21 protein-coding genes and 2 pseudogenes are annotated in these 23,253 nt (G+C 61.0%); 5 read left to right on the forward strand and 18 right to left on the reverse strand.

Features of this window, described 5'->3' with window-relative positions; translation table 11 throughout:
- Positions 1-4: 4 nt before the first annotated feature.
- Together GGQ68_RS10345 and GGQ68_RS10350 are read right to left on the reverse strand one after the other, a co-directional pair.
- A complete protein-coding gene (locus GGQ68_RS10345; protein WP_183965665.1) occupies positions 5-979 on the reverse strand; it encodes a TRAP transporter substrate-binding protein in 975 nt (324 codons plus the stop codon).
- A 20-nt stretch (positions 980-999) separates the two neighbouring features.
- Positions 1,000-2,283: a TRAP transporter large permease gene (locus tag GGQ68_RS10350; RefSeq protein WP_183965667.1), complete on the reverse strand. Its 1,284-nt coding sequence runs from the start codon at positions 2,281-2,283 to the stop codon at positions 1,000-1,002.
- 227 nt (positions 2,284-2,510) lie between these two features.
- On the opposite strand from GGQ68_RS10350, the gene GGQ68_RS10355 reads away from it, so the two are divergent.
- Entirely contained in the window at positions 2,511-3,422 is a 912-nt protein-coding gene (locus GGQ68_RS10355; RefSeq protein ID WP_183965669.1) for a LysR family transcriptional regulator, read from the forward strand.
- Between the two features lie 334 nt (positions 3,423-3,756).
- Here the strand turns inward: GGQ68_RS10355 and GGQ68_RS10360 are convergent, their stop codons facing one another.
- The 6 genes from GGQ68_RS10360 to dctP form a co-directional block, all read right to left on the reverse strand.
- Positions 3,757-4,482 (reverse strand): ribonuclease activity regulator RraA, encoded by a 726-nt coding sequence (locus GGQ68_RS10360; RefSeq protein WP_183965671.1) that lies wholly within the window; start codon positions 4,480-4,482, stop codon positions 3,757-3,759.
- Positions 4,483-4,494: 12 nt separating this feature from the next.
- Complete coding sequence (araD, locus tag GGQ68_RS10365) at positions 4,495-6,240, reverse strand: L-arabinonate dehydratase (protein ID WP_183965673.1); 1,746 nt, start codon at positions 6,238-6,240, stop codon at positions 4,495-4,497.
- 4 nt (positions 6,241-6,244) lie between these two features.
- On the reverse strand, positions 6,245-6,406 hold the full coding sequence (locus tag GGQ68_RS10370; protein WP_183965675.1) for a hypothetical protein: 162 nt from the start codon (positions 6,404-6,406) through the stop codon (positions 6,245-6,247).
- A gap of 14 nt (positions 6,407-6,420) precedes the next feature.
- Positions 6,421-7,737 (reverse strand): TRAP transporter large permease subunit, encoded by a 1,317-nt coding sequence (locus tag GGQ68_RS10375; protein ID WP_183965677.1) that lies wholly within the window; start codon positions 7,735-7,737, stop codon positions 6,421-6,423.
- Entirely contained in the window at positions 7,727-8,248 is a 522-nt protein-coding gene (locus GGQ68_RS10380) for a TRAP transporter small permease subunit (protein ID WP_183965680.1), read from the reverse strand. Before GGQ68_RS10380 ends, GGQ68_RS10375 begins: the two co-directional genes overlap by 11 nt.
- A gap of 76 nt (positions 8,249-8,324) precedes the next feature.
- Positions 8,325-9,347: a TRAP transporter substrate-binding protein DctP gene (gene dctP / locus GGQ68_RS10385; protein WP_183965682.1), complete on the reverse strand. Its 1,023-nt coding sequence runs from the start codon at positions 9,345-9,347 to the stop codon at positions 8,325-8,327.
- Positions 9,348-9,491: 144 nt separating this feature from the next.
- Here dctP and GGQ68_RS10390 point away from each other — a divergent pair, with 144 nt between their 5' ends.
- Positions 9,492-10,202 (forward strand): GntR family transcriptional regulator, encoded by a 711-nt coding sequence (locus tag GGQ68_RS10390; RefSeq protein WP_183965684.1) that lies wholly within the window; start codon positions 9,492-9,494, stop codon positions 10,200-10,202.
- Positions 10,203-10,361: 159 nt separating this feature from the next.
- On the opposite strand, the gene GGQ68_RS10395 is transcribed toward GGQ68_RS10390, so the two are convergent.
- From GGQ68_RS10395 to GGQ68_RS10405, 3 genes and pseudogenes are all read right to left on the reverse strand, one after another.
- Entirely contained in the window at positions 10,362-10,520 is a 159-nt protein-coding gene (locus tag GGQ68_RS10395) for a hypothetical protein (RefSeq protein ID WP_183965686.1), read from the reverse strand.
- A gap of 397 nt (positions 10,521-10,917) precedes the next feature.
- Positions 10,918-11,968: pseudogene (locus GGQ68_RS10400) on the reverse strand (IS5 family transposase).
- A gap of 297 nt (positions 11,969-12,265) precedes the next feature.
- Positions 12,266-12,814: a TetR/AcrR family transcriptional regulator gene (locus GGQ68_RS10405; RefSeq protein ID WP_183965688.1), complete on the reverse strand. Its 549-nt coding sequence runs from the start codon at positions 12,812-12,814 to the stop codon at positions 12,266-12,268.
- Positions 12,815-12,888: 74 nt separating this feature from the next.
- Here GGQ68_RS10405 and GGQ68_RS10410 point away from each other — a divergent pair, with 74 nt between their 5' ends.
- The 3 genes and pseudogenes from GGQ68_RS10410 (at position 12,889) to GGQ68_RS10420 (ending at position 16,361) form a co-directional block, all read left to right on the forward strand.
- Positions 12,889-14,412, forward strand: coding sequence for an MFS transporter (locus tag GGQ68_RS10410; RefSeq protein WP_183965690.1), 1,524 nt, complete (start codon positions 12,889-12,891; stop codon positions 14,410-14,412).
- Positions 14,413-14,435: 23 nt separating this feature from the next.
- Positions 14,436-14,996: a GNAT family N-acetyltransferase gene (locus GGQ68_RS10415; protein WP_183965692.1), complete on the forward strand. Its 561-nt coding sequence runs from the start codon at positions 14,436-14,438 to the stop codon at positions 14,994-14,996.
- A 156-nt stretch (positions 14,997-15,152) separates the two neighbouring features.
- Positions 15,153-16,361 (forward strand): annotated as a pseudogene (locus GGQ68_RS10420) (IS3 family transposase).
- 253 nt (positions 16,362-16,614) lie between these two features.
- Here GGQ68_RS10420 and GGQ68_RS10425 read toward each other — a convergent pair.
- The 7 genes from GGQ68_RS10425 to GGQ68_RS10455 form a co-directional block, all read right to left on the reverse strand.
- Positions 16,615-18,174, reverse strand: coding sequence for a methyl-accepting chemotaxis protein (locus GGQ68_RS10425; RefSeq protein ID WP_183965694.1), 1,560 nt, complete (start codon positions 18,172-18,174; stop codon positions 16,615-16,617).
- Position 18,175: 1 nt separating this feature from the next.
- Positions 18,176-18,475 (reverse strand): hypothetical protein, encoded by a 300-nt coding sequence (locus GGQ68_RS10430; protein ID WP_183965696.1) that lies wholly within the window; start codon positions 18,473-18,475, stop codon positions 18,176-18,178.
- A gap of 1,030 nt (positions 18,476-19,505) precedes the next feature.
- Complete coding sequence (locus tag GGQ68_RS10435; protein ID WP_183965698.1) at positions 19,506-20,117, reverse strand: LysE family translocator; 612 nt, start codon at positions 20,115-20,117, stop codon at positions 19,506-19,508.
- A 3-nt stretch (positions 20,118-20,120) separates the two neighbouring features.
- The gene (locus GGQ68_RS10440) at positions 20,121-20,642 is read right to left on the reverse strand and encodes a phenylalanine--tRNA ligase beta subunit-related protein (RefSeq protein ID WP_183965700.1); all 522 of its coding nucleotides are present in this window, start codon (positions 20,640-20,642) and stop codon (positions 20,121-20,123) included.
- Between the two features lie 77 nt (positions 20,643-20,719).
- Positions 20,720-21,520, reverse strand: coding sequence for an AraC family transcriptional regulator (locus GGQ68_RS10445; protein WP_183965702.1), 801 nt, complete (start codon positions 21,518-21,520; stop codon positions 20,720-20,722).
- 233 nt (positions 21,521-21,753) lie between these two features.
- Positions 21,754-22,215: a DUF2867 domain-containing protein gene (locus GGQ68_RS10450; protein WP_183965704.1), complete on the reverse strand. Its 462-nt coding sequence runs from the start codon at positions 22,213-22,215 to the stop codon at positions 21,754-21,756.
- A gap of 231 nt (positions 22,216-22,446) precedes the next feature.
- A complete protein-coding gene (locus GGQ68_RS10455) occupies positions 22,447-22,902 on the reverse strand; it encodes an iron chelate uptake ABC transporter family permease subunit (protein WP_246429323.1) in 456 nt (151 codons plus the stop codon).
- Positions 22,903-23,253: the final 351 nt, after the last annotated feature.

Below are 23,253 nucleotides of genomic sequence, written 5' to 3' on the forward strand. Positions count from 1 at the left end.
CGGATCAGTTGGTGAACTGCGAGATGTAGTCTACGTCGTCCTGCGACACGATCTGGTTCCAGACCGAGCGGGAGGCCTCCGCGAACTTCGCGCGTTCGCCTTCTGCCAGTGGCGTGATTTCGATGCCGCCGTCCTGAATGGTCTGTTCGAAGTAAGGGACCTGTTCCTGCGCCCATTCGCGGTTCACCGCGATGCCCGTGGCGATGGCGTCGTCGACCCAGCCCTGCTCTTCCTCGTTGAGGAAGTTGTACCAGTCGTCAGACAGCATGATGACCTTGGGCACGGGCCCGGCTTCGAGCGGCGTGAAATAGTCCAGCAGTTCGACCTGGCCTGCGGCCACGACGGTCGAGGGCGGATTGAAGTGGCCCACAGCGACGCCGGTCTGCAGCGCATTTGGCGTTTCGGCCCAGCTGACGACTGTGGGTTTGGCGCCCCATTCGGACATGAAAGTCACCTGGTCGCCATTCTGGGCGCGCAGGCGCATGTCGGCGACATCTTCAAGCGTCGTGACCGGCTTTTCGGTGTTGAACAGGCCCAGGCTACCGCCGCGCATCGCGAAACCGGCGACCTTGATACCCAGGCGCGAGGCTTCGTCGTTGATGCGATCCAGCGCCGCGCTCTCTTCCACGACGCGGTCAAAGGAGGCCTCGTCAGATGTCAGGAACGGAAGGAACAGGGTCGAGGCCCACTTTGACGCCTTCATCAGTGAGCCGCCGTTGGCGATATTGACCGCGATCAGACCTTGGGACGTCTGGTCGAAGCGGTCGCTTTCCTTGCCCAGGGTGTTGGAGGGATGGACGGTGACATTTACCCCATGCTCGGCCAGGCTCTCGGCGAAGGCATAGATAAAGACGTATTCTGCGTCGTTCTGAAGGTCTTCAGTGCCGGCGAACGCAACGATGACGTCATCCATGGCCATGGCGGTCGTTCCGGTCAGTGCAGCCAGGCTGACTGTGGCGGCGAGAAAGGTCTTTTTCATTTTGGTCTCCTGTTGGTAGGTCAGTTGATAAGGCCGAGGTATCTCGGCAGCGTGAGCGAGATCGCGGGCACGTAGATCAGCACGCCCAGAAGGATCAGCTCGACGATCAGGAAGGGCATGGTGGCGCGCACCAGGCGCCAGTATCCAATGTCGACAACGGTCGAGAGGATCAGCAGCACGCCACCCAGCGGCGGGGTCAGCAGCCCCACGGTCAGGTTGAACCCGACGAGGATGCCCATGTGCACCGGATCTACGCCAAGGGCGATTGCCGGCGGGATCAGCAGCGGACCCAGCAAGGCAACCGCGGCCTTCACGTCCATGATCATGCCCGCCGCGAGGAAGATCAGGTTCAGCACGATCATGTAGCCTGTGGCGCTCAGGCCGATCTCTCCGATCAGTTCGGCCAGCTTGCGCGGCAGTTGCTCGACCGACGTCAGGTAGCCGAAGGTTGCCACGGCCACGAGGATGATGAAGACGGCGCCGGACAGCAGCACGGTGCGGTTCAACGCCTCATAGACGTCGCGACGGGTCAGTTTGCCATAGAACATCCCCACGGCCAGCGCCGCGATCGAGGCTACGCCTGCGGCCTCTGCCGGGGTCATGAAGCCGAAAAGAATGCCCGACAGGATGATCACTGGCAGCGACAGCGCCGGCAGCGCCTGCAAGAGCGAGGGCCAGAACGGCGGGATCTCGGACCCCTTGCCGCCCGGGTGGCCGTAGCGGTGCGCCATGATGGCGTTGACCACCATCAGGACCCCCGCCAGCAGCAGGCCCGGTACGACACCGGCCGCGAACAGCGCCACCACGGAGGTGTTCAACAGCGCCCCGTAGAAAATCAGGATGATTGAGGGCGGGATGATCGGCCCGATGATTGACGAGGCCGCGGTGATGGCGGTCGCGTAGTCGCGCGAATACCCCTGCCGCTCCATTTCGGGCACCAGCGTGTTGCCGAGTGCCGCAGCGTCGGCAGTGGCAGATCCGGAAATCCCGGCGAAGAACACCGAGGTCAGGATGTTCACATGCGCCATGCCGCCCTTGAAACGGCCCAGCATGGACAGCGAGAAGCGGATCAGCGCCTGCGTCACGCCCCCCCGGTTCATCAGCTCTCCGGTCAGGATGAACAGCGGCATTGCCAGAAAGGCGAAAACGTCGAGCTGACTCATCGCGCGTTGCGGCAACGCCGCGAGATAGCGCGCTTGGTCCTGCGTGAAGAACCCGACAATGGTCGCTCCGCCAACGAAATAGGCAATGGCTGAACCCGAGAGAAGCGTCGCAAAGAGGAATAGGAAAGGTAAGATCGGCATCAATGTCTCCTTTTGAGGAACACAACTGATGCCGGGCCTTATAGGCAATACGATAAATATTGGCCACGCTATGCATTTGGCGTATGGTCTTTCCCGAATTGTAACAAGAAATTGTAATCGCGCGGGCTTCATCTCACCGCATGCGGCCCGTTCGCCACCGGGGTCGCTGCAGTTGCAATTGCCGGCGTGATGAAAAAGTGGGCGCTTCGGAGGATCGGGCAAAGCATATGAATGGCATCAACCTGCACCGGCTTCAGGTGTTCCGGACGGTTTTCGAAACCGGCAGCGTCAGTGCGGCGGCGCGTGTCATCCGCCTTTCGCAACCCACGGTCAGCCGCCATGTCCAGATATTCGAGGACGAACTGGGGCTGCTGCTGTTTCGCAACGTGTCCGGGCGGCTTGAACCCACTTGGGAGGCTCAGAGGCTTTATGCGGAAAGCGGAGGCCTGTTCGAACGGCTGGGCCAGGTCGAGCAGTCAGTGGACTCGATCCGCCGCGGTAAACAGGAAGCTTTGCGCATCATGGCCACGGCGGCGCTTGCCAACGCGGTGCTTCCCGACGCTATCGGAAAGCTACACGGGCAGTTTCCAGACCTTGAGGTCGTCCTGGACGGAGGACGGCAGAGCAATCAGCTGCCGTCGCTGCAGGAAGGGTCGACTGATCTTGTCGTCGGGGGCGCCTGGGGGGACCGACCCGAGCTGCGGCAGTGGATCATCGGGCTTATGCCGCTCGTTGCGGTTGTTCCGCCGGATCATCCCCGCGCCGGCGAAGAGGTCTTCGATCTCGCCTGGCTGCAGGGCTGCGATTACGTCAACCACAATATCCATGCGCCGCTGGGGGCGCGGGTCGAGGCCGAGCTTGCCCGGCGCGGTATTGAACCCCGGCGCCGTCTGACGGCGTTGAGCATCCCCTTCTCGGTCGGCCTTGCACGTGGCGCGGGTCTTTGCACGGTTGTCGATCGGCTTTCGGTCCGCACTCTGCGTGGCTCAGGCATGCGGATGCTTCCCTTGGCCGAGCCGCTCGAACTGGAACTGGCGGTGGCCCAGATGGCAAACCGCCCGGAGCGCAGCCCGGTCACCGCTTTTATCTCGGCAATGCGAAGCGCCTACGCCAAAGCCTTGGCCGAACCCTTGAACTGAGAAGGATGCTCTTGGACGTTATGCTGGGGCAAACCCACAGGCTCAAAGGTAGCGTCATCCGTGCAGCGCTGGACCGAGGCCCATCTCGGTCGAATGGTTCCAGAGCCTGACCGATCCGCGCAAAACCCTGTCTCTATCAGTCTTTGAGGATCAAGCCGTCATAGCTCAATGGCGCAACTTGAACGCGCCCCCGGGAGCATAGCCGAAGGGGGCGCGGAGATGGCCATTGTAGCGGCTCAGTGGCTCCCAACAAGATGTTTGCCGAAAGGAGTAGATGTCCTTCAGCGATTTTGAATGTCCTGCACTTCAGGTAAAACCAAAAACTGTCAATTGGTTAGCGCCCGTTCTTCTGTCGCCATTCTTCGAATTTCTGCATGTTTTCGTCCTTGGTGCAGGGATAGAGCCCGATAATCGGCGCACCATTTATGACCTCTTCGAGCACGAAATCCTCGAAACTTTCCATGCCAGAGCAGACCTCGGCAATTTCATCCGCGAGATGCGCCGGGATCACCATGACACCGTCGCCGTCGCCCACGAGCACGTCACCAGGGAAGACAGGCGCGCCACCGCAGGTGACCGGCACGTTGATGTCGAGCGCCTCGTGCTTGGTCAGGTTCGTCGGCGCGGAGGCCCCTGCGCAATAGGCGGGCATGTCCAGCTTGCCGATCCCTTTCGCATCGCGAAACCCGCCGTCGGAGACGACACCGGCGCAGCCACGCACGGCCAGCCGCGTGACAAGGATCGACCCCGCGGTCGCGGCGGAGGCATCTCCCCGCGCGTCCATCACCAGGATCTGCCCCGGCGGACAGGTTTCAACCGCGATGCGTTGCGGATGGTCAGCGTTGCGGAACACCTCGAGCTGATTGCGGTCTTCACGGGCCGCGATGTAGCGCAGCGTAAAGGCTTGCCCGACCATATTTTCGGCCTTGTCGGACAGCGGAGCGACGCCCTGGATGAACTGGTTGCGCAGGCCGCGCTTGTAGAGCTGGGTGGCGATAGACGCGGTCGAGATGCGTTTGAGCTTCTCTCGGGTCGCATCGGAGAGGACGTAGTCGGTCATGGTTTAAGTCCCTTAGAAGATATCTGGTTCGCCGGCTGTCTTGCCGAAATCGGTTTGCAGGAAATCGAAGTCACAGCCCTCGTCGGCCTGCGTGACATGTTTCGAAAACATGTAGCCGTAACCGCGCTCGAAGCGGGGTTCAGGTAGCTTGAGCGCTTTGCCGCGCGCCTCCAGCTCTTCTTCGGACACGAGCATGTCGAGCGACCGCTTTGCCAGATCCAGCCGGATTGTGTCGCCGGTTTTCAACAGCGCCAAGGGCCCGCCGACATAGCTTTCGGGCGTGACGTGCAGCACGCAGGCGCCGTAGGAGGTGCCCGACATGCGCGCGTCCGAGATGCGCAACAGGTCGCGGTACCCCTGCTTTATCAAAGCCTTGGGGATCGGCAGCATGCCCCATTCCGGAAAACCGGGCCCGCCCAACGGCCCCGCATTGCGCAAGACCATGACATGATCGGGCGTGATGTCGAGCGTCTCGTCATCCACTGCCGCCTTCATTTCGGGATAGCTGTCGAATACCAGCGCCGGGCCTTCATGGGTGTAGTATTTCGGATCGCAGGCGGCGGGTTTGATCACCGCGCCCTGCGGGCAGAGGTTGCCCTTGAGCACCGCGAGCGACCCTTCGTGATAGACCGGGTTTGAAAGCGGTCGGATCACGTCATCGTTGTAGACCTCGGCCCCTTCGAGGTTTTCGCCCACGGTTTTGCCGGTCACGGTCACGCAGGAGGTGTCGAGCCGCGCCTCCATCTGTTTCATCAGCGCGCGCAGACCGCCGGCGTAATAAAAATCCTCCATCAGGTAGTCCCTGCCCGATGGCCGGACATTGGCGATCAGCGGCGTATTGCGCCCCAAGGCGTCAAGGTCATCGAGTGTCAGGGCCACCCCCGCGCGACGGGCCATCGCGATGAGGTGCACAACCGCGTTGGTCGAACAGCCCGTGGCCATGGCGACCATGGCCGCGTTGCGAACCGATGCGTCGGTGATGATCGTGTCAGGGGTCGCATCCTCCCAGACCATATCCACGATGCGCCGACCGCAGGCGGCAGACATGCGCTGGTGATTGCTGTCGACTGCGGGGATCGACGATGCACCGGACATGGTCAGGCCCATGGCATCGGCGATCGACATCATCGTCGCGGCAGTGCCCATGGTCATGCAGGTGCCAGCAGACCGCGCGATGCCGCCCTGCACGCCCAGCCATTCCTGATCCGAGATGTTGCCGGCGCGCCTTTCGTCCCAGTATTTCCACGCATCCGAGCCGGAGCCGAGGATCTTGCCCGCATAATTACCGCGCAGCATCGGCCCGGCAGGCAGAAAGATCATGGGCACGCCCGCCGACGTGGCGCCCATGACCAGACCCGGGGTGGTCTTGTCGCAGCCACCCATCAGCACCACGCCGTCCAGCGGATGCGAGCGGATCATTTCCTCAACCTCCATCGCCAGCATGTTGCGGTAGAGCATCGACGTCGGCTTGGTAAAGCTCTCGTCCACCGACAGGGCCGGCATTTCGACGGCAAAGCCCCCGGCCTGGGTGACACCGCGTTTCACATCCTTGATCCGCTCAGGAAAATGGCTGTGACAGGTGTTAAGCTCGGACCAGGTGTGCAGCACGCCGATGATGGGCTTGTCGCGGAAATCCTCCTCGGCGTAGCCCAGCTGCATCATCCGCGATCGGTGGCCAAAGGAGCGCAGGTCGTCCGGTGCAAACCAGCGCGCCGAACGCAGGTCCTGCGGGGTCTTGCGGGGTTTCTTGCTTGTCATGATCCTATCCCCGGAACTGGAAAATGAGCCAGGTTACAAGGATCGTAAAGATCAGCCCCGCGATCTCGGGCCAGCTGCCGAAATCGTGGTGATCCGCGCGTTCCTCGCCATCGAACTCGGTGGCCGAAAGATCCTCGTCCTGCTTGGTGAGATCGTCTTGGTTCATTTTGTTTTCCTTTCTCAATCCAGCATCGACGGCAGCCACAGGGCGATCTGCGGGAACGCGAGCACGAGGAACAAGCCGACGGCCTGAAGGGCGATGAAGGGCAAGACCGCGACAAAGATCTCCTGCAACTGGATTTCCTTGGGGGCGACCGATTTCAGAAAGAAACACGCCGGTCCGAACGGTGGCGACAGGTAGTACATCTGGATGTTCATCGCAAAGAGCACGCCAAACCAAATCGGGTCAAAACCCAGGTCGATCACCACCGGGGCAAAGATCGGCACCGTGATGAAGATGATCGCGATCCATTCAAGGAAGGTGCCCAGCACCATCACGATCAGCATCATCACCACGATCACCCAGATTGGGCCGACATCGAGCGAAGTCAGAACACCGCGCAGGAACTCCCCCCCGCCGATGCGGTTGTAGATCCCGATCAGCGACACGGCCCCGATCACCAGCCAGATGATTGACCCGACGGTCAGCACCGTCTGGCGCATGGCATCGCGGGCCATGGTCCACGTCAATTCCCGGCGCGATGCGGCCACGACCAGCGCGCCGACGGCCCCAATGGCGGCGGCCTCGGTCACGGTGGCGACCCCGGAATAGATCACTCCCAGAACCGTGCCGATCAGCAGGGCCGGCAAAATGATGCCCTTGAGGAACTTGAGGCGCTTGAAGAACGGCAGGCCAGTTTCGGGCACGTCGTAGATCGGCGCCATTTCCGGGTTCAGACGCACCCGGATCAGGATGTATCCGATGTAAAGCGATGCCAGCAGCATGCCGGGCACTGCGGAAGCTGCGAAGAGTTTGGTGATGGATACCTGTGCCGCCAAGCCATAGATGATCAGCACGACCGAAGGTGGGATCAGCGTTGCCAGCGCACCGGCCGCACAGATGATCCCGATGGCAAGCTTGCGATCATATCCCAGGCGCATCATTTGCGGCAAAGCGATCAGGCCCAGCATCACGATTTCACCGCCCATGATCCCCGACATCGCCGCAAGAAGGACCGCAACAAATGTGGTCTGGACCCCAACCGACCCTCGGAACCGCCCACCCATGATCGCCATGGAATCGAACATCGACTTTGCGATCCCGGATCGTTCGAGCACGTTCGCCATGAATACGAAGAACGGAACCGCGATCAGCTCGTACTTGTGGAGCACCTCGCCGACGTTGGCCGCAACGATGAAGAACCCGGCGCGTTCGCCGAAGTACAGGATCGCCGTCGCCAGCGACACGGTCAGCGTCGTGATGCCAAGCGGTACGCCAAGCGCCATCAGCCCCAGGAGGGAAATGACGATCAGCAGGGTAATGATTTCAATGCCCACCGGTCACGTCCCCTTCGGTGTGCTGGAACCAGCGAATGATGTTGGCCAGCAATTGCAGGATGTAGAAGATGCAGCCCACGAAGAGCAAAATCTTGAGGTATGTCGGCTGCGGCGAGTTCATCGCAGTGCCCGAATATTCGGTCCGCCCCATGACCTTGGCCGCGGGATGGTAAAGTGCCATGGTCAGCACAAAGAGCGCACCTGTGGCGATCAGCATCTGGATCAGGCGGAACTTGCGCCAGACGCGTTCTCCGACGATCAACTCCAGCATGGTGATCGAGATATGCCGGTGGCGCTGCGTGACATAGCCCACCGACAGCACCCAGGCGCTGGCACACAGGGTCATGGCAAGCTCGGTTGACCAGAGCGTCGGTGCGTTAAACCCGTAACGCAGCACCACTTCGGCGGCAGAGATCGCGATACAGGCGAAAAAGAGAACAGAACAGGCTTGGCCGACGAAGACGCTAAAGCTGTCCATCGCATCGGCATAGCCCGCGAAGATGCGTTTCATCGCATACCCCCGGCAGTGGAATGGCAAGGATGTGACGCACCGGCCGCGCGGACGGTGCGTCACCCGAAGTGGAGGCTTATTTGAACAGACCGATTTCTGTCATGTAGGCGATGTGCGCCGCGAGAGCCTCCTGCGCCAGTTCTGATTTCTGGGCGTAGTCTTCCCACTGCTCCCGGGCGACGACACGCAGCTGGTCGCGATCTTCCTGCGCCCAGTCGATCACCTCGATGTCGTCGGTCGCATCGTCACGCTCGGCGATCTCGGCGTCCAGCTTCGACACCTCTGCGGCCATGGCGTACATCGCCTCGTACCACCATTCCCGCAGAGCGGTCTGGTCTTCCTCGGACAGGGCCTCCCACTTGGCGGTGTTTACAGTCAACTGCATCGACGGCATCGAATGGATGCCGGGATAGAGCGGAAAAGGCGCGACGTCCTGCAGGCCGGTGGCGTCGTTGTTTACGTAGGCAGAGGCGTCCGCTGCATCCACGATGCCCTTTTCAAGTGCGCCGAAGACTTCGGAAAAGGGGATCGAAACGGGCGAAGCACCGGCTGCCGAGAACACGGCCGCGGCCAATCCCTCCGGTGAACGGATTTTCTTGCCCGCGAGGTCTTCGAAGGTGCGGATCGGGGTCCGGGCCACCAGAGCCTCGCGCGAGTAAGGACCACAAGCCACCACGGTGACTTCGCCGCCTGTCACGGCATCCGCCGCCTTCTGCATCATGGCCTCCCCGCCACCGTCCTTGCAGAAGCCCAGCATCTGTTCGGGCGTGTCGTATCCGGAGATCAGGTCGCCCATGATCGCATAGGCAGGTTCGAGCCCCGCGAAATAGTTAACCGAGGTGAAGTCGCCGTCAAGAACTCCCGCAGCCACCGCATCGAGCGTCTCTTTTGCAGGCACGACAGAGCCATTTGGCGTCAAAACGATCTGGATGCGTCCTTCGGTACGCTCGTCGATTTTCGGCAGCCATGTCTCGGTAATGTACTGGGTCGAGAAATCGCCCGCGTTGAAAGAGGTCTGAATGTTGAGGGTTTCGGCCTGCGCGCCGGATGCACAGCCCAAAGCGGTTGCGGCCAGCAAGGCAGCTTTCGAAAGTTTCATGATGTTCCTCCCATGGAATCGCGCAGAGCTCCCCCTGCTCAACAAATGTACTAATATATTAGTGTATCTTTGGCAATAACGTCTTATATGGTTGAGTGCATTGGCCGGTATCTCCGGCAACGTCACTGAAAAACCGGGGGAATAATGTCTTCGCTGGCAGTCGTCACATTGGGAAAAGCGTCAAACCGTAACGGAAAGCTTCGCAAGAGCTCTGCCAGTCAGCAGATTCGGGACGCCCTGCGCGAACGCATCATCAAACTTGATCTCGCACCGGGCGAGAATCTATCCCGCACCGAGATCGCGGGCTTCTATGGGGTCAGCCAGACACCGGTGCGCGACGCGATGATGCGCCTCGAAGAGGAAGGACTGCTCTACATCTACCCTCAGTCGAAAACGGAAGTGTCGAAAATAGACATCGATAACGCACGGGAAACTCAATTCCTCCGGCTTTCGCTTGAAATACAAGTCACGCGCCAGCTGACGTCTGCGCGGAGCCGCGACCTCCTGGGTGCGGCCGAGAACGCGCTGATCAGGCAGAAGCAGGCTTGGGAGGCGGGCGACCTGGAGCGCTTTGTTGTCGATGATCGAGCCTTTCACCGCGCCCTTTTCGAAGCAGCTGACGTACCCGATCTCTGGGATCTCGTCACCGAAAGGTCGGGCCACATCGACCGTCTCAGGAACCTGAACCTGCCCGATCCGGGCAAGGCGAGCGAGATCCTAGCGTACCATCGACGCATTCTCGATGCGATTGCGTCTGGCGACACGGCAACGGTCGAGTCCGAGGTTCGCGGTCATCTGACGGGCACGCTTGCGAGCGTTGAAAAAATCAAATCGCAGCATCCCGAGTTTTTCTGAGACCAGACCTTTCGCTTCCCTGAGGGTTTTCGGATTTGCGCCGTAGTGTGACACGATTTCGGCGTTGCGGCGGCTGGCCACATTGATCCCCTTCGAGGGAGAAAGCCACATAAGGCCTGGGGTGCCGGTTTTTATATCACCGCCCAGGCTTGGCCGTGATCAACTCGAGAGGCCCTTCATGCGCGGATTGAGCACAATGATCTTAGCGGTCAGCTTGCGTCGGATCTTCGCGGTCCGTTCTCGCTGGGCTTGCGAAAAGGCGCGGACAATTTCGAGAACGGCCTTAGCCGCGGCATTGATCTCCGCGATCTCGGACACTCTCTGCTCTTGGGTCCTCCGGAGACGCCCCACGCTTACGCGGCGAAGGCATCGGTCACTGGAAGGCCGACATGATTTACGGGCACCTCGCGCGCGGCACAGGGGTCCCAAACAACGAATTATACATCGGCCAGCCCGTCTGGAACCGCCAACGCTACTCCAAGCATCCCTGGGCCGGACGCCGGTTCTCCAAGCCGAACTTTCCCGAAACTTGGCTCACCACCGAAGAGCCTAAGCAGCGAATCATCCCCTCCCCCCCGTGGTAGGGGCAAGGCATGATCGACAGCTTCCGCAAGGAAGGCCGGCTCTCCAACGTGCCGATCTCGCGGTTGAAAGTGTCAGACAGCGTTGTTTCGCAAATCAGGTTGGAGGATGAGTTTGCCCTTCCCACCTGAGTTCAGGCGACGGCTTCGATCTCGGCCCTGCCGAGGGCCCGGAAGGTATTCATGAGTGCGATGCGGATGTGAGTTTCGACGGTTCGGCGCTCGGGGGCCGGTGACAGGATCCGCTCCCCAAGCGCTGCAGGCAGTTCATCCTGTCCCCTCCCCTGCTGCGAACATGGTATCGCGCCCATTTCTTCCGGAGCGCCCGGACCACGTGCCCGGTTGCACGCAGAATTCCGTTCCGCGCAATGATCGCGGGACAGTCTGCCTTCCAAGCGCGTTCGCTTAGACGGATGGGTCTGATCGCATGGGCCCCTCGTTCGAAAATCGCCCCATGACACCGTTGCGTGTCATGGTCACCTTCGGCGGTGACGGTATCGATAGTTCGTCGGGCGGGATCTGGGACAACAATTCTGGCAGCGGCGGGTTGTCGCCCTGACGGCTGGACGTGAACTCGACAGCGCGGACGTCTCCCGTGCCTGGGTCCATGGCGAGATGCACCTTCCGCCACTGCCTGCGGCGCGAGGCTGCATGCTTGCGGATCAGCCACTCACCCTCGGCACGGAACTTGATAAAGGTGCTATCCATTGCCCGGCAGTGCACTGCGAAGCAATGTCACGAGAGGGGATCAAAAGGTTCAGCGGCTGACCGGAGGCGCAATACAGGATCTGCACCGCGAGCCGTACTTGGCGACGGCACAAGGTCGAAAAACCCGGAACCGGCCAATCGCGTCGGGCCATCAGGATCAAGCTCTAGACAAGTCCCACCGTCTGGCGGAGCGGAAGTCCGAAAAGCCCGGGGCTTCGACCGTTCCAGGCTACATTGATCCACTGGATCAATTCCGGGACGCTCTTCACCCTTGAGCGTCAGGCAGGTTTGGATCACCGTATCCGAGAAGGTTTCGGGTCCTCCCCGTTTGCCTGACTTCTCCGAACTCTACTCCATGTCCGGGTCAAAAAAGACTGAGCGCGCGCCCCGCTGCCTGAGCGATGCGTTGTAGGTCGACCAGTTCGTCGTGCAGTAGTGTGTGGGGTGTGGACTTAGGCTTACGCCCGACCTAACCATCAGGATTCGCTAAGGAAATCCCTCCCTCCGATTTGCGCAAAAACGTCATCATCGGCCCTCTGCCTCCCCTCCCAGGGCAGCCCGTCGCTGCGGGAGCCATCCACACAGGTTATTCGCGGAACCATGCAGTATGGCCTGGTGGGCGAAGGTCAGCAGGTTGCGAACAGTAAGCTGCCGTTCGATTATCCTTGTCATCACTGCCGACGCCGGAGAGAACTGGAACAGCCTTCGACCTGCCTGATGACTGCCAACGGTGTCATCGGAAAGGACAGGTATATTTGATCATATCGGCACGGTTCACTTTTCTGGTGTTCCAACCAACGTCTGCAAGATCTCCTCAACGTCGTCCAGCAATTCCGCCCAGCTGTTCTCATCGTCCAAGCCGTTAATCCGCATCAGAAACAGGCCCTCGACCGCCAAGAAGGTCACCCGGGCGGCGCGGGATTCTGGGCCATCGCCGGACAGGCGTGCGAAGATCCCACGATACCAGTCACGGGTCTCCCGCATGTTGGCCGGATCCTCCAGATAGCTGACCAGCAGCGCCGCCATTTTGGCGTTCAGCGCCTGCTGCGAGGCGCGTGTCGCCGCGATGTAGCGCCGCACGAAGCGCACCGGGTCCTCGGGCGGTGGGTCGCCCAGCAGATCGTCGAACTGCGCGGTCCAGCGGTCAATCAGCGCACGCACGATCGCATCCTTGCTGGCGAAGGAATATTGCACCCCGCCTTTGGACACGCCCGCCGCCTGCGCCAGCGCTCCGATGGTCAGTGCAGCCCCGCCACGGCTGCGCACGATGCCCTCTGCCACGTTCAGCAGCCCGTCGCGGGTGATTTTCGCCGTCCGGCCCATCGCTTCCCTTCCCCATTGAAATCCATACGTACGTATTTAAATCAACTTCTGTCCAAAGAATCAACAGGCGCACCATGACCACCCCACATCCCAATCCCAAGCGCTGGCTGGTCCTGCTGGCGGTGATGCTAGCCTTCCTCCCGGTTGTGTTGGACATGACCATCCTGCATGTCGCGGTGCCCAGCCTGACGCAAGCACTGAGTGCCTCGTCGACGGAGGTGCTGTGGATCATCGACATCTATCCGCTGCTGATGGCGGGGTTGCTCGTGCCGATGGGCACGCTGTCGGACCGGGTCGGCAACCGACGAATCCTGCTGGGTGGGCTGGTCGTTTTCGCCGCTGCCTCGGCCTTCGCAGCCTTCGCGCAAAGCCCGGCCCAGCTGATCGCCGCGCGCGTGGTGCTGGCGCTTGGCGGGGCGATGATCATGCCCTGTGTGCTGGGACTGATCCGCAAAACCTTCGAGGATCCGGGTGAACGGGCCATGGCGCTCGGCCTCTGGGGGACAGTCGGGGCCGCGGGCGCAGCCATGGGTCCCGTGATCGGCGGCGCGCTGCTGGAGCATTTCTGGTGGGGGTCGGTCTTTCTCATCAACGTGCCCGTGATGCTGGTCGTAGCCCCGGCCTGCTATCTGCTGCTGCCCCTGGCCGAGCGCGTGACCCCGGGTCCCTGGCCCCTCGGCCAGGCGCTGCTGCTGATCGCGGGGATGATCGCGGTGGTCTATGGCATCAAGGCGGGCTTCGGCGCCAAACATCCGCCCGTGGTGACGGGCGTCGTGCTTGCGGGGGGCGCGGCCCTTCTTGTGGTTTTCGTGCGCCAGCAGCTGCGCGCGGCGGCGCCGATGCTGGACCTGTCGCTGCTGTCGCGTCCCGCCATTGTGGCGGGGCTGATGATGGCGCTGGTGGCCTCCGGTGCGTTGGCCGGGGTCGAGCTGACCCTGGCGCAGGAGCTGCAATACGTTCTGGGCAAAACGCCGCTCGAGGCCGGACTGTTCATGGTGCCGATCATGGCGGCAGCGGCTGTGGGAGGACCGGTCGCGGGCTGGCTGTCCAATCGCTTCGGTCTGCGCCTGGTGGCGGCCCTGTCGCTCGCTATGGCGGCGCTGTCGCTGCTGTTACTGGCGCATCAGAATTTTCACGCTCCCGGCTGGCATGTGCCCGCGACGCTTGCCCTGTTGGGCCTTACGCTCAGCATCGGGCTGACCGCATCCTCGATCGCGATCATGGGCGCCGTCGAGGCAGAGAAAGGCGGCGCGGCAGGCTCGCTGGAGGCAACCGGATACGAGCTGGGCACGGGTCTCGGCATCACCGTGTTCGGCGTCTTCATGGCCAGCACCTTCGCAGGCGCGATCGAAATTCCGGCAGATCTACCCTCCGATTTGGCCGACGCTGCATCCCGCAGCATCGGTGACGTCTACATTGTCGCCGCGGGGCTGTCGAAGGACCAAGGCGCGACGCTGATTGCCGCAGGCAAGGCGGCCTTCAGCCAGACACATGCCGTCCTGCTGACCAGCGCGGCGGCCGTGATCATGGCACTGGCGGCGGCCGTGTGGATCGCGCTGTCAGGGTACCGCCAGTCCACCGATGAAATGCACCATTGACCTCCAGACCGAAAGTGAAAACCATGAAACCGATCGAAACCGACCGCCTCGTTCTTCGAAACTTCCGCCGCAAGGATGCCGGCGGACTGCTGGCTTACCTGAAATCCCCGGTTGCGAGCTGCTTTCTCTCGCTGACCCTCCGGGACACGGATGCCGCCTTGGCCGAGGCCGACCGGCGCGGTGCGGACGGCGCCCAGATTGCCGTTTGCCTCAAGGACAGCGACCAGCTGATCGGCGATCTGTTCGCACATGCTGAGGGTGACACGGTCTCGGTTGGATGGAACTTCAATCCTGCGTTTTCGGGACAAGGTTATGCGTTTGAAGCTGCACATGCGCTGTTTGCTGATTTGTTTGAGGCCCAAAACATTCGACGCCTCTATGCCTATGTCGAAGATCACAACCTACCGTCACAGAAGCTCTGCGAGCGGTTGGGGATGCGACGGGAGGGGCTGTTTCTGGAATACATCTCCTTCCAGAACGATGATACCGGCCGGCCTATCTACGAGAACACCTTGCAATACGCACTACTTCAACGGGAATGGAGCGCTTCCAGTAAGCGGCCGGCGAGAGGCGAGTGCAGGTAAGTTGTCCGGCAAGGGCAATGGCAGAGCTTTATGGACTTATAGTGACAGGATGCGGCGGTGGGCATTGGGGCCGACGGCCACATAGGACTTGACCTGCCCCCCGCGAAATTTCTCTCTTTAATGGAGAGCCTGCGCCAACTTTGGAGGCGCAGACACATGCGTAAGAGCTGTTTCACCGAGGTGCAGATAATCGGGATGATCAAGGAACAGGAGGCCGGGATGCCGACGGTCGAGGTGTGCCGCAGGCATGGCCTGAGCCTGAGCACCGCGACGTTCTGCAAACTGAAGGCCAAGTATGGCGGCATGGATGTGTCCGAGGCCGCCAGGCTGAAGGCGCTGGAGGACGAGAATGCCAAGCTCAAGCGTTTGTTGGTGGACACCATGCCGGACAACGTCGTGTTGAAAGACCTACTGGGAAAGAGCTGACGACATTGACGAAGCGGCGAGACGTGGCCCTCCGGGTGATGCGGGATCACGACCTCTCGCAGCGCCGGGCGTGCAGACTGGTCGGTGTCGATCCCAAGACAGTCCGGCGTGAACGCCCGCCGGACTGCGCCGAGATCCGCAAGGAAATGCAGGAGATCGCCGGCACGCGGCACAGGTCTCGGGTATCGCCAGATCGGCGTGCTGCTGGAACGCAAGGGCATGAGCATGAACCACAAGAAGCTCTACAGTATCTACCGCGAAGAAGGGCTGTAGGTGAAACGGCGGCGCGGCCGGAAACGAGCGCGCGGCACGAGCGCGCCGATGCCGGTTGCCGCGCATCCCGATGCGCGTTGGTCATTGGACTTCGTATCCGACAGCTTCGACGCCTCGTGGAAGTTCCGAATGCTGGCGGTGATCGACGATTGTACGCGGGAATGCCTGTGCCGTGTCGCGGACACCAGGCTGTCCGGCGCACGGGTTGCCCGGGAGTTCAGCGCCCTGATCCGGATCTACGGCAAGCCCGGCTGCATCGTCAGCGACAACCGCTGCCCTGCAGGCGATTTGCACAGCAAATCTGCCGAGAGGAGCGCCGAGTTCACCAGTCGGACGATCCTGAAATGGGCCAACGAGAACAAGGTGCCGTGGCACTACATCGATCCCGGCAAGCCGCAGCGGAACGCGTTCATCGAAGGCTTCAATGGCAGCCTGCGGGACGAGTTGCTCAACGAGGACATCTTCGACAGCCTGGACGACGCACGGCGAAAGCTGGCCCTCTGGCGCTACGGCTACAATGCGGTCAGACCGCATTCCTCGCTGAAGACCCTGACGACGCAGCAAGCGCGCCGGACGCTTGAGCAATTTGAGGGCTCCGCGCCCGGCGCGCTTGCGCCAGATGCGGGACCGGAATACCAAAATCCAAACTGCAGACTCTCGTTATGAATGAGGAACCAGCAGCGGGCAGGTCAGGCTCATACCGCACTTGCGGCGCTGCAGCGGTCGATGCAGAGCGCCTCAGAGCCCTTCGTCACTCTCGACCCAGAGCTGACTTCGCACTTTATCGATGGCGTATGCACCAAAATCTTCGAAGGCGCCGTTCACCATGCTCGCGAATTACGCTGGATAACATGTCAAGTTCTAGGGAAGCCGCTTTTTCCATGAAGTGGTCGCGATGTCAGACCTTTGCGTTTGACATCTATGCGGACTGGCTGAAAAGCAGTGCGGGCTCATCCCGCTCCGCGACATTCTCAAACTCCGCCACGACTTCGCCGAGCAGATTGGTAGCAGCTGTCAAGGCAGTTGTTGCTGCGGATGTTTCTTCGAACATGGCTGCATTCTGCTGCGTAAGCCGATCAAGCTCCCCCATGGTGAGTTTCAAATCCGCGATCCCCTGCGAATGGGTTGCAACAGTAGACGCGATTTTCTCCATGGAGGCGGATGCGGTCCGCGCGGTGTCGAGGACTTTGCGCAGGACGGCACCGGCTTTGTCGACGAGTTCGGAACCCGCTTGAACCTGTCGGGCGCTGTCGTTGATCAGGGCGCTGATTTCCTGCGCCGCAACCGAGGATCGACCGGCAAGTGCGCGCACTTCTGACGCGACAACCGCAAATCCCTGGCCGGCCGTCCCTGCACGCGCAGCCTCCACGCCGGCGTTGAGCGCCAGGAGGTTGGTTTGCAATGCCACGTCCTCGATCAGAACGACGGCCGATTGGATCCGATTTGAGCTACTTTTGATCTGCTCCATTGCCTCGAGGGCACCATCGACCACTTTCATGCCATTCTCGGCATCGTTTCTCGTATCGGCTGTCGTCAAAGCGGTCTGGCTTGCATCCTCTGACGCGGAGGCCATGGCTTCGCTGATCTTGTCGATGCGAGAGGTCACACTCCCCAGTGCATTCGCCTGATCCTCTGTTCGCTTGGCGAGGTTCTCGGATGCCGACGCAATGTTTCTTGTGTCCGTCTTGATCGAGTCCGCGTTTCCCTGGACGCTTGCCATGGCGACAGACAACGAGTTTACCGCAGTGTTGAATTCGGTTCGCAGGGTTTCGAACTGCTCCGGAAAGTCCGTCTCGATCCGCGTTGTGAGATCTCCTGCCGCCAATTTGGCCAATGCCCTGCTGAACTGATCCATGACATTGGACTGTTCCGCTTCCTTTCTGGTCAGGTTCAACTCCAGTTCCCGGGAGCTCATCAGAGCATCGGACAGTCTTTCAGTCTCCTGCTCGATCTGGTTACGCTGGCCGAGTTGCGTCCGCAGAAGGAAATACAGGCCCGCAGTTTCGGCTACCCAGACGGTACCATGAAGCGTCAGGCGACCCAGGTCGATCAGAAAGCCACCGCTTGGATAGATCAGCGTCGGCAGAAGAAAGGTCAGTATCGCATGGTGGAGCACGACGATCCCTGACGCGGCAAGGAGCGCTTTCTGGTCTTGCAGGATAACCAGCACGGCCAGAACGGCGAAATAGATGAGATGAGAGTCGAGCTGCCACGAGTTCCCGGCCAGCGCCGCGGTCAGCAGTGGCAACTGTCCCATCGCGCCCAGTGAGACCGCCATCCGCCCGGTACTTCCACCACGCCGCTGAAGGCTGAACGTGACAGCGGCAATTGCCATGGAGATCGCGAAATAAGGCCAGGGTGCCAAGCCAGCCAGCCAAGCGCCGATCCCAGGAATGGGCACCATCAGAAGGCTGAGGTATCCAATCAAGCGCAAGCCATTAGCTTGGGCAACTTCCAAAGATGAGGGCGTGTTTGTCATTCTAAACTCCGCATAGCTGCGCTGCGATTGTACCATCGATTACCAACCATGCGCCTTCGGCGCGCAGGCGTTCTGGAAAGCTATCAGGTTGAGTGGCTGCAACCGCGAGAAGGGCGAGTGGGGCGCGCGTCGGGCCGATGGAATGTCCGCCCGCACGGCGCAGGATCTCCGGCAGGCCGTTCATCGGCCCGATAACGAGAAAAGCGGTTTCTGCTTGATCGGGCCGACCTGTCAGAGCCAAGACAGGGGCCACGATCAGTGGCCCCAGAATCAAAAACATCATAGTGGCAGCGACACGCATCCCGGATTCCCGATAGACTCAAACGATGCTGTGGAGATACAGGCGAGACTTTACTTTGCTGTTAAGCCTTCCCCGCAAAAACCAATTTAGCGATCCCGTCGCGGTTTTATTCATTCAACTTGTCGGAGTTGTGTCAAAGGGACTGCCCAAGATTTGTCGGCAACGCAGACAACCGACTTCACGCGACGCAGCGGCTGGACGGGCGATACTTGCTTGCGCACGACTGCAAATAAACGCAGCCTGGCCGATCGCGCCGTCAGCATACCGGGTTGAGAGAGCGCTGAGGGCATCGGTGCTTGCGATACACTGCTGGAATTCCGTGTCGGCCAGACGGGCGCCGCCGGCCTCGATACCCGATTGAACGTCCGCTTAAATATGGAGTTCGAGTTTTTCTTTAAGCTGCGGAGAACGACCGCTTCTCCAATTGGATGTGTGGATCAAGCGCGTCTTCCTTCTTTTATGTGATCGGTGATCGCTTATCCGGGCCACGCCTCTCTTCGCAGTCGGTCTTGGTGTTCGAATGGCACCGCTGCATGGATGCGTCGGAACGGTTGCGGAGAGCCCTGCTTCCCCGACGCGCTTCATTTTGCGAAGCAAACAATTTCGCCTTCACCCACAGACCTCGTCCGAATTGGACGATCCCATCAAGTCGATTGGGGAGCTTTTGGATTCATGCCTTGCCTCTCGTCTTTTCCAGATGGAGTTCTGTGCCGTCGAGCCCCATACAGTACAGTAAGACAACCAGCTTTCGTGCGACAGCGACTAAGGCGCGACGGCGACCTTTGATGCGCATCCATCGCAGGCCAAGGAATTTGATCTGCGCCCCTGCCATGGTCACCATCTACACTGCGTAGACTGCAGCATACAGCATTGCACGAACGTCTCGGTCCTCTGCCTGTGATATTCGGCCGGGGTTGCCCGTGTTCACCTGACTGATCTCTTCGCGGCTTGAGACCAAAATGCGCTGCGGCAGTGCAGAATTTTTGGAGTCGATTGGGGGTCTTCTTCTGATCGCGCCGGGGCTTGAGGATCATGCCCGGGTAAGGGCAAGACGGGCGGCGAGGAGAACGAAGGCTCCGGCAAAGCCGCGCTTCAGCCAGGCCATCACGGCGGGACGCGAGGCGACATAGTGCCGGACCTGTGCGGCCAACACGCCATAGCCCACGAAGACGACAAGGGTCATGGCCATGAAGACCACACTGTGTCCCAGCATCCGCGCGACCGGCGCCGCGGTCCCGGCGGGCACGAATTGCGGCAAGAAGGCGAGGAAGAAGATCGCGAGCTTGGGGTTGAGGATATTGAGTGCGAACCCCGCGAGCGCCACGCGCGGCATCGGCTGGGCCCCGCCTTCTGGTGCGATCTCCAGCGCGCCTTTTTCTCTCAGTACAGACCAGGCCATCCAGAGCAAGTACAGGGCACCGAGGATCTTGAAAACGTCAAATGCCATCGCGCTGGTCTTCAGCAGCGCTGCGAGCCCAAAGATCGCGGCAAGCATCGCGGGGAGGATCCCGAGCGTGCAGCCTGCGGCAGCGATGACGCTCGCCCGCGCACCTTGCGAAAGCCCGATGGCGAGGGTGTAGAGAACACCCGTGCCAGGCGCGAGAACCACGATCATCGAGGTCAGAAGGAAGGCGGGATCCATAGCTCAGGCTTCCTTTTCTGGAGAAAATTCAAAAACGGTGTCAGGCTGATCGAGCACCATTTTCTGCGTCACGGTCGCCAAGGGCGGCAGTGCCTCGGACTGCTCGGTTCCACCCGAGAAGGCCGGATATCCCTCGTGACCTTCTGCTGCGCGCACTGTCAGATCGCCCGTGATCCGGTCGAGGTCGAAGACCGCCACTGGCGTGGCTAAGGCAAGCGGAGCGGCATCGCACCGGTCGATGAGCGGATGAATTGCGGACAGGCTCCCCTCCTTGCGAAACTGCAAGATCGCCTCGGCGGCGCAGCGATTTTTCATCGGCTTCAAGGCCATCGGCACACAGGCGGCGCGCCAAGCCGTAGTCTCGGGGAAGTTCGCCTCGCTAGCCCCAATTCGTTGGGCGGCGTCGTGCTGGATGATCGCGATTGCCGGCGTAGCATCGGCACCAGCATCGACCGCGCGCTGTGCAATCGCGGCCGTCGCGCGTCCGGGGAAGATCGTTCGCATGTGAGAAGAGGAAAAGTGCATCGCGTCCTCGCCATGGGTTCTAGGATGCTTGCGAGATAGCGCATCGCAGTGCCGGCGGGCTTGAAGAATATTGCCCTTCAGGCGCGGGTCGCAGCGCGGAAGCGGCCCGGTGGCAGGCCGAACTGGCGAGCGAAGGCGCGGGTCAGGTGGCTCTGGTCGGCGAACCCCGCCGCCAGAGCGGCTTCGGCGATCGGCAGGCCCGTGGCGATTTCCTCCCGCGCGCGTTTCACCCGGTGCTGGGTCAGGTAGGCATGAGGCGTGGTGCCCACCTCACGGGCGAAGCGACGCAGGAATCCATAGCGGCTCATCCCCGCCTCGTCCGCGAAATCGCTCAGCGACAAGGGCGCCGCCCAATTCTGACCGATCATGTCGAGCACACGCGCGACCGGCCCGGTCGGCACAGGCCCGCACCGGTGCCCCGCGATGGGCAGTGCTTCGCCTGCAAGGGCGCGGATCGCGGCAAGCAGCGCCTCCTCGATCTGCACGGGATCGGGCCTTTCCTCCACCACCGCCGCGAAGGCGCCCGCCACTACGATCCGGGTTGCGGGATGGGAGAGGACCGGATTGTGCCATTCCACAGTCTCAGCCGCCACATCCCCGAAGCGGGCGAGCGCCGCTGGCGTCAGGAACAGCATCCGCCAGTGGCGCGGCGCGCCGGGTTGGCCCCGCCCATCGTGGATTTCCGCCGGATTAACCGTGATCACGTCGCCTGGTCCAGCCTCGACGAGCCCCCGCCCGCTCCAGCTTTCCTGACCGCCCGCAACCAAATAGCCGAAGCCGAATTCGTCATGGCTGTGGCACGGAAAGCTGCGGTCCGAGCAGAGTGCCAAGGCCTCGATGCCGTCAGAGGTGATTTGATGATGCAGTGCGCTGTGCATGGTCTCAAAGTAGTGGTTACGCATCTCTGGAAAAGGGACCGAAGGCCCGACAACGAAGAATGTCTCAATGCCTCCTGGCAATCGACTTGGAAGTGTCCGCTATCACGCCCATTCTGCCGCCAGGACCGGGTGCGACGTTCGCCAAACTGGGCTCTGACCGGACCTTCGCTGAACCTGCAAGTACGATCGAGATTTTTGCCGCAGATAAAGGTCGGGAGTGCGGACCTTGAGTCTTACGCAGATAGTTTCCTTTGAAGTCGACACAGCATATTTCTGACAATCACCTTGTGAGCTATACCCACCGGTATCATGTAGGCTGTGCCAAACAAATTATGCACGGTCACAGAGGATGTGATGGAGATCTCATTTCCTTGTGACGACACGCAGGTCATCACATCAAGATGCCGATCTCGTTCCGTCAGAACCAACGTGTCGTCGTCGCTGTGTTCGACCAAGAAAAAGTCCAGGTAGTCTCCTGCGCTGACAGTATCTGTTGAAGTGCCTGAGAACCCGCCAATGGACTTCACGCCAAACTTTCTCGAAACAGCATCGCGTACCTTGAATGCAATTTTCAAAAGAGGCTGCGGGTCTTCCGTGATCAGGTTCCACGCCTGCAAAGGCGAGATTTCGCGCGCCAAGCTCACAGTTTGACTGTCGAAATAGTCGAGTGTTTCCAAGGGAGCCAAGATGCGCATGTGACTGCCTGCCTTGCTGATAATCAGAGCAGCTTAGCCACGCAGCAGCATTTTGCAATATGGGCTCGTTCCGTGTCTTCACTGCGCTGCAGGGCCAAGCGCTTGGTCTCCCTTGCTTGGCGTCGCTCCCGGGCGTGATCGGACCTCGGGCGGGATGGCAATACCGCGGTGCAGCTTCGCCGAAGCGGACGCTACGACCACATGCAGCATCCGCTGAGAGGCCAAGGTCGGCTATGTGGACGCGCCGGTCTTCACCGCCCGGTAGCGTTTGCCAGACGCGATGGGCGAATACGGCCATCTCGGCCGGATCAAGCACGTCCGACACCGCAGAAACATCGCCCCCCCCCCCCTCCCCCGCAAGGGAGACCAGAGCGCATGACCTCGCGTACTCACACCGAACGCCGAAAGTTTGCCCTTCAGCAAGAACATGATCCCGCGCGCCTGCTCGGCGTTGGCGGAGCAGGCGATGGTGAAGGCCGTCAGCGCGTTGAACATCTGCGAGGCGACGATGCCCGCTGGGATGATCGCGGCTGCGGCCCGTGTGGCACGGTCGCCGCCCGCGCTTCCGCTCACGGCATGGGCCAAGACCACGACATACCCTAAGACGAGGAGCGCGCCAGTCGAGACCCCCGCAAACAGGCCCACGAGATAAGGATCGGCAAGTTGGTTGCGTAGCAGTGCCTGCAACCCGACGCCCGTCAGCGCGAGCGCCGCGCCACTACAGGCGGTGACGATGGCCTAGGGAAGGCGATAGCTCCAAATGATGCTCGTGTCGATCCGTCCAAGAAATACGCGGCGTCCCAAAGGTGATTGGCCAAAATCTGCAGGACCCTTCGACGACCAAAGTCGGCCCGGAAGCATATGGTCACGATCCTCAGGGCGGAAGTCGATGACTATGGTCTCACTTGGACCTGTCGCGCTTTCGTGCCGCCCCTGGTGCTCGTTTAAGCCACCTTTCGTTCGAAGGCGCCCGGGCTTTTCCAGCCCAGTGCTGAATGGCGGCGTCGCGGATTGTAGAACCCATTGATGTATTCAAAG

The sequence above is a fragment of the Sagittula marina genome (assembly GCF_014196795.1).
Taxonomy (GTDB): Bacteria; Pseudomonadota; Alphaproteobacteria; order Rhodobacterales; family Rhodobacteraceae; genus Sagittula; species Sagittula marina.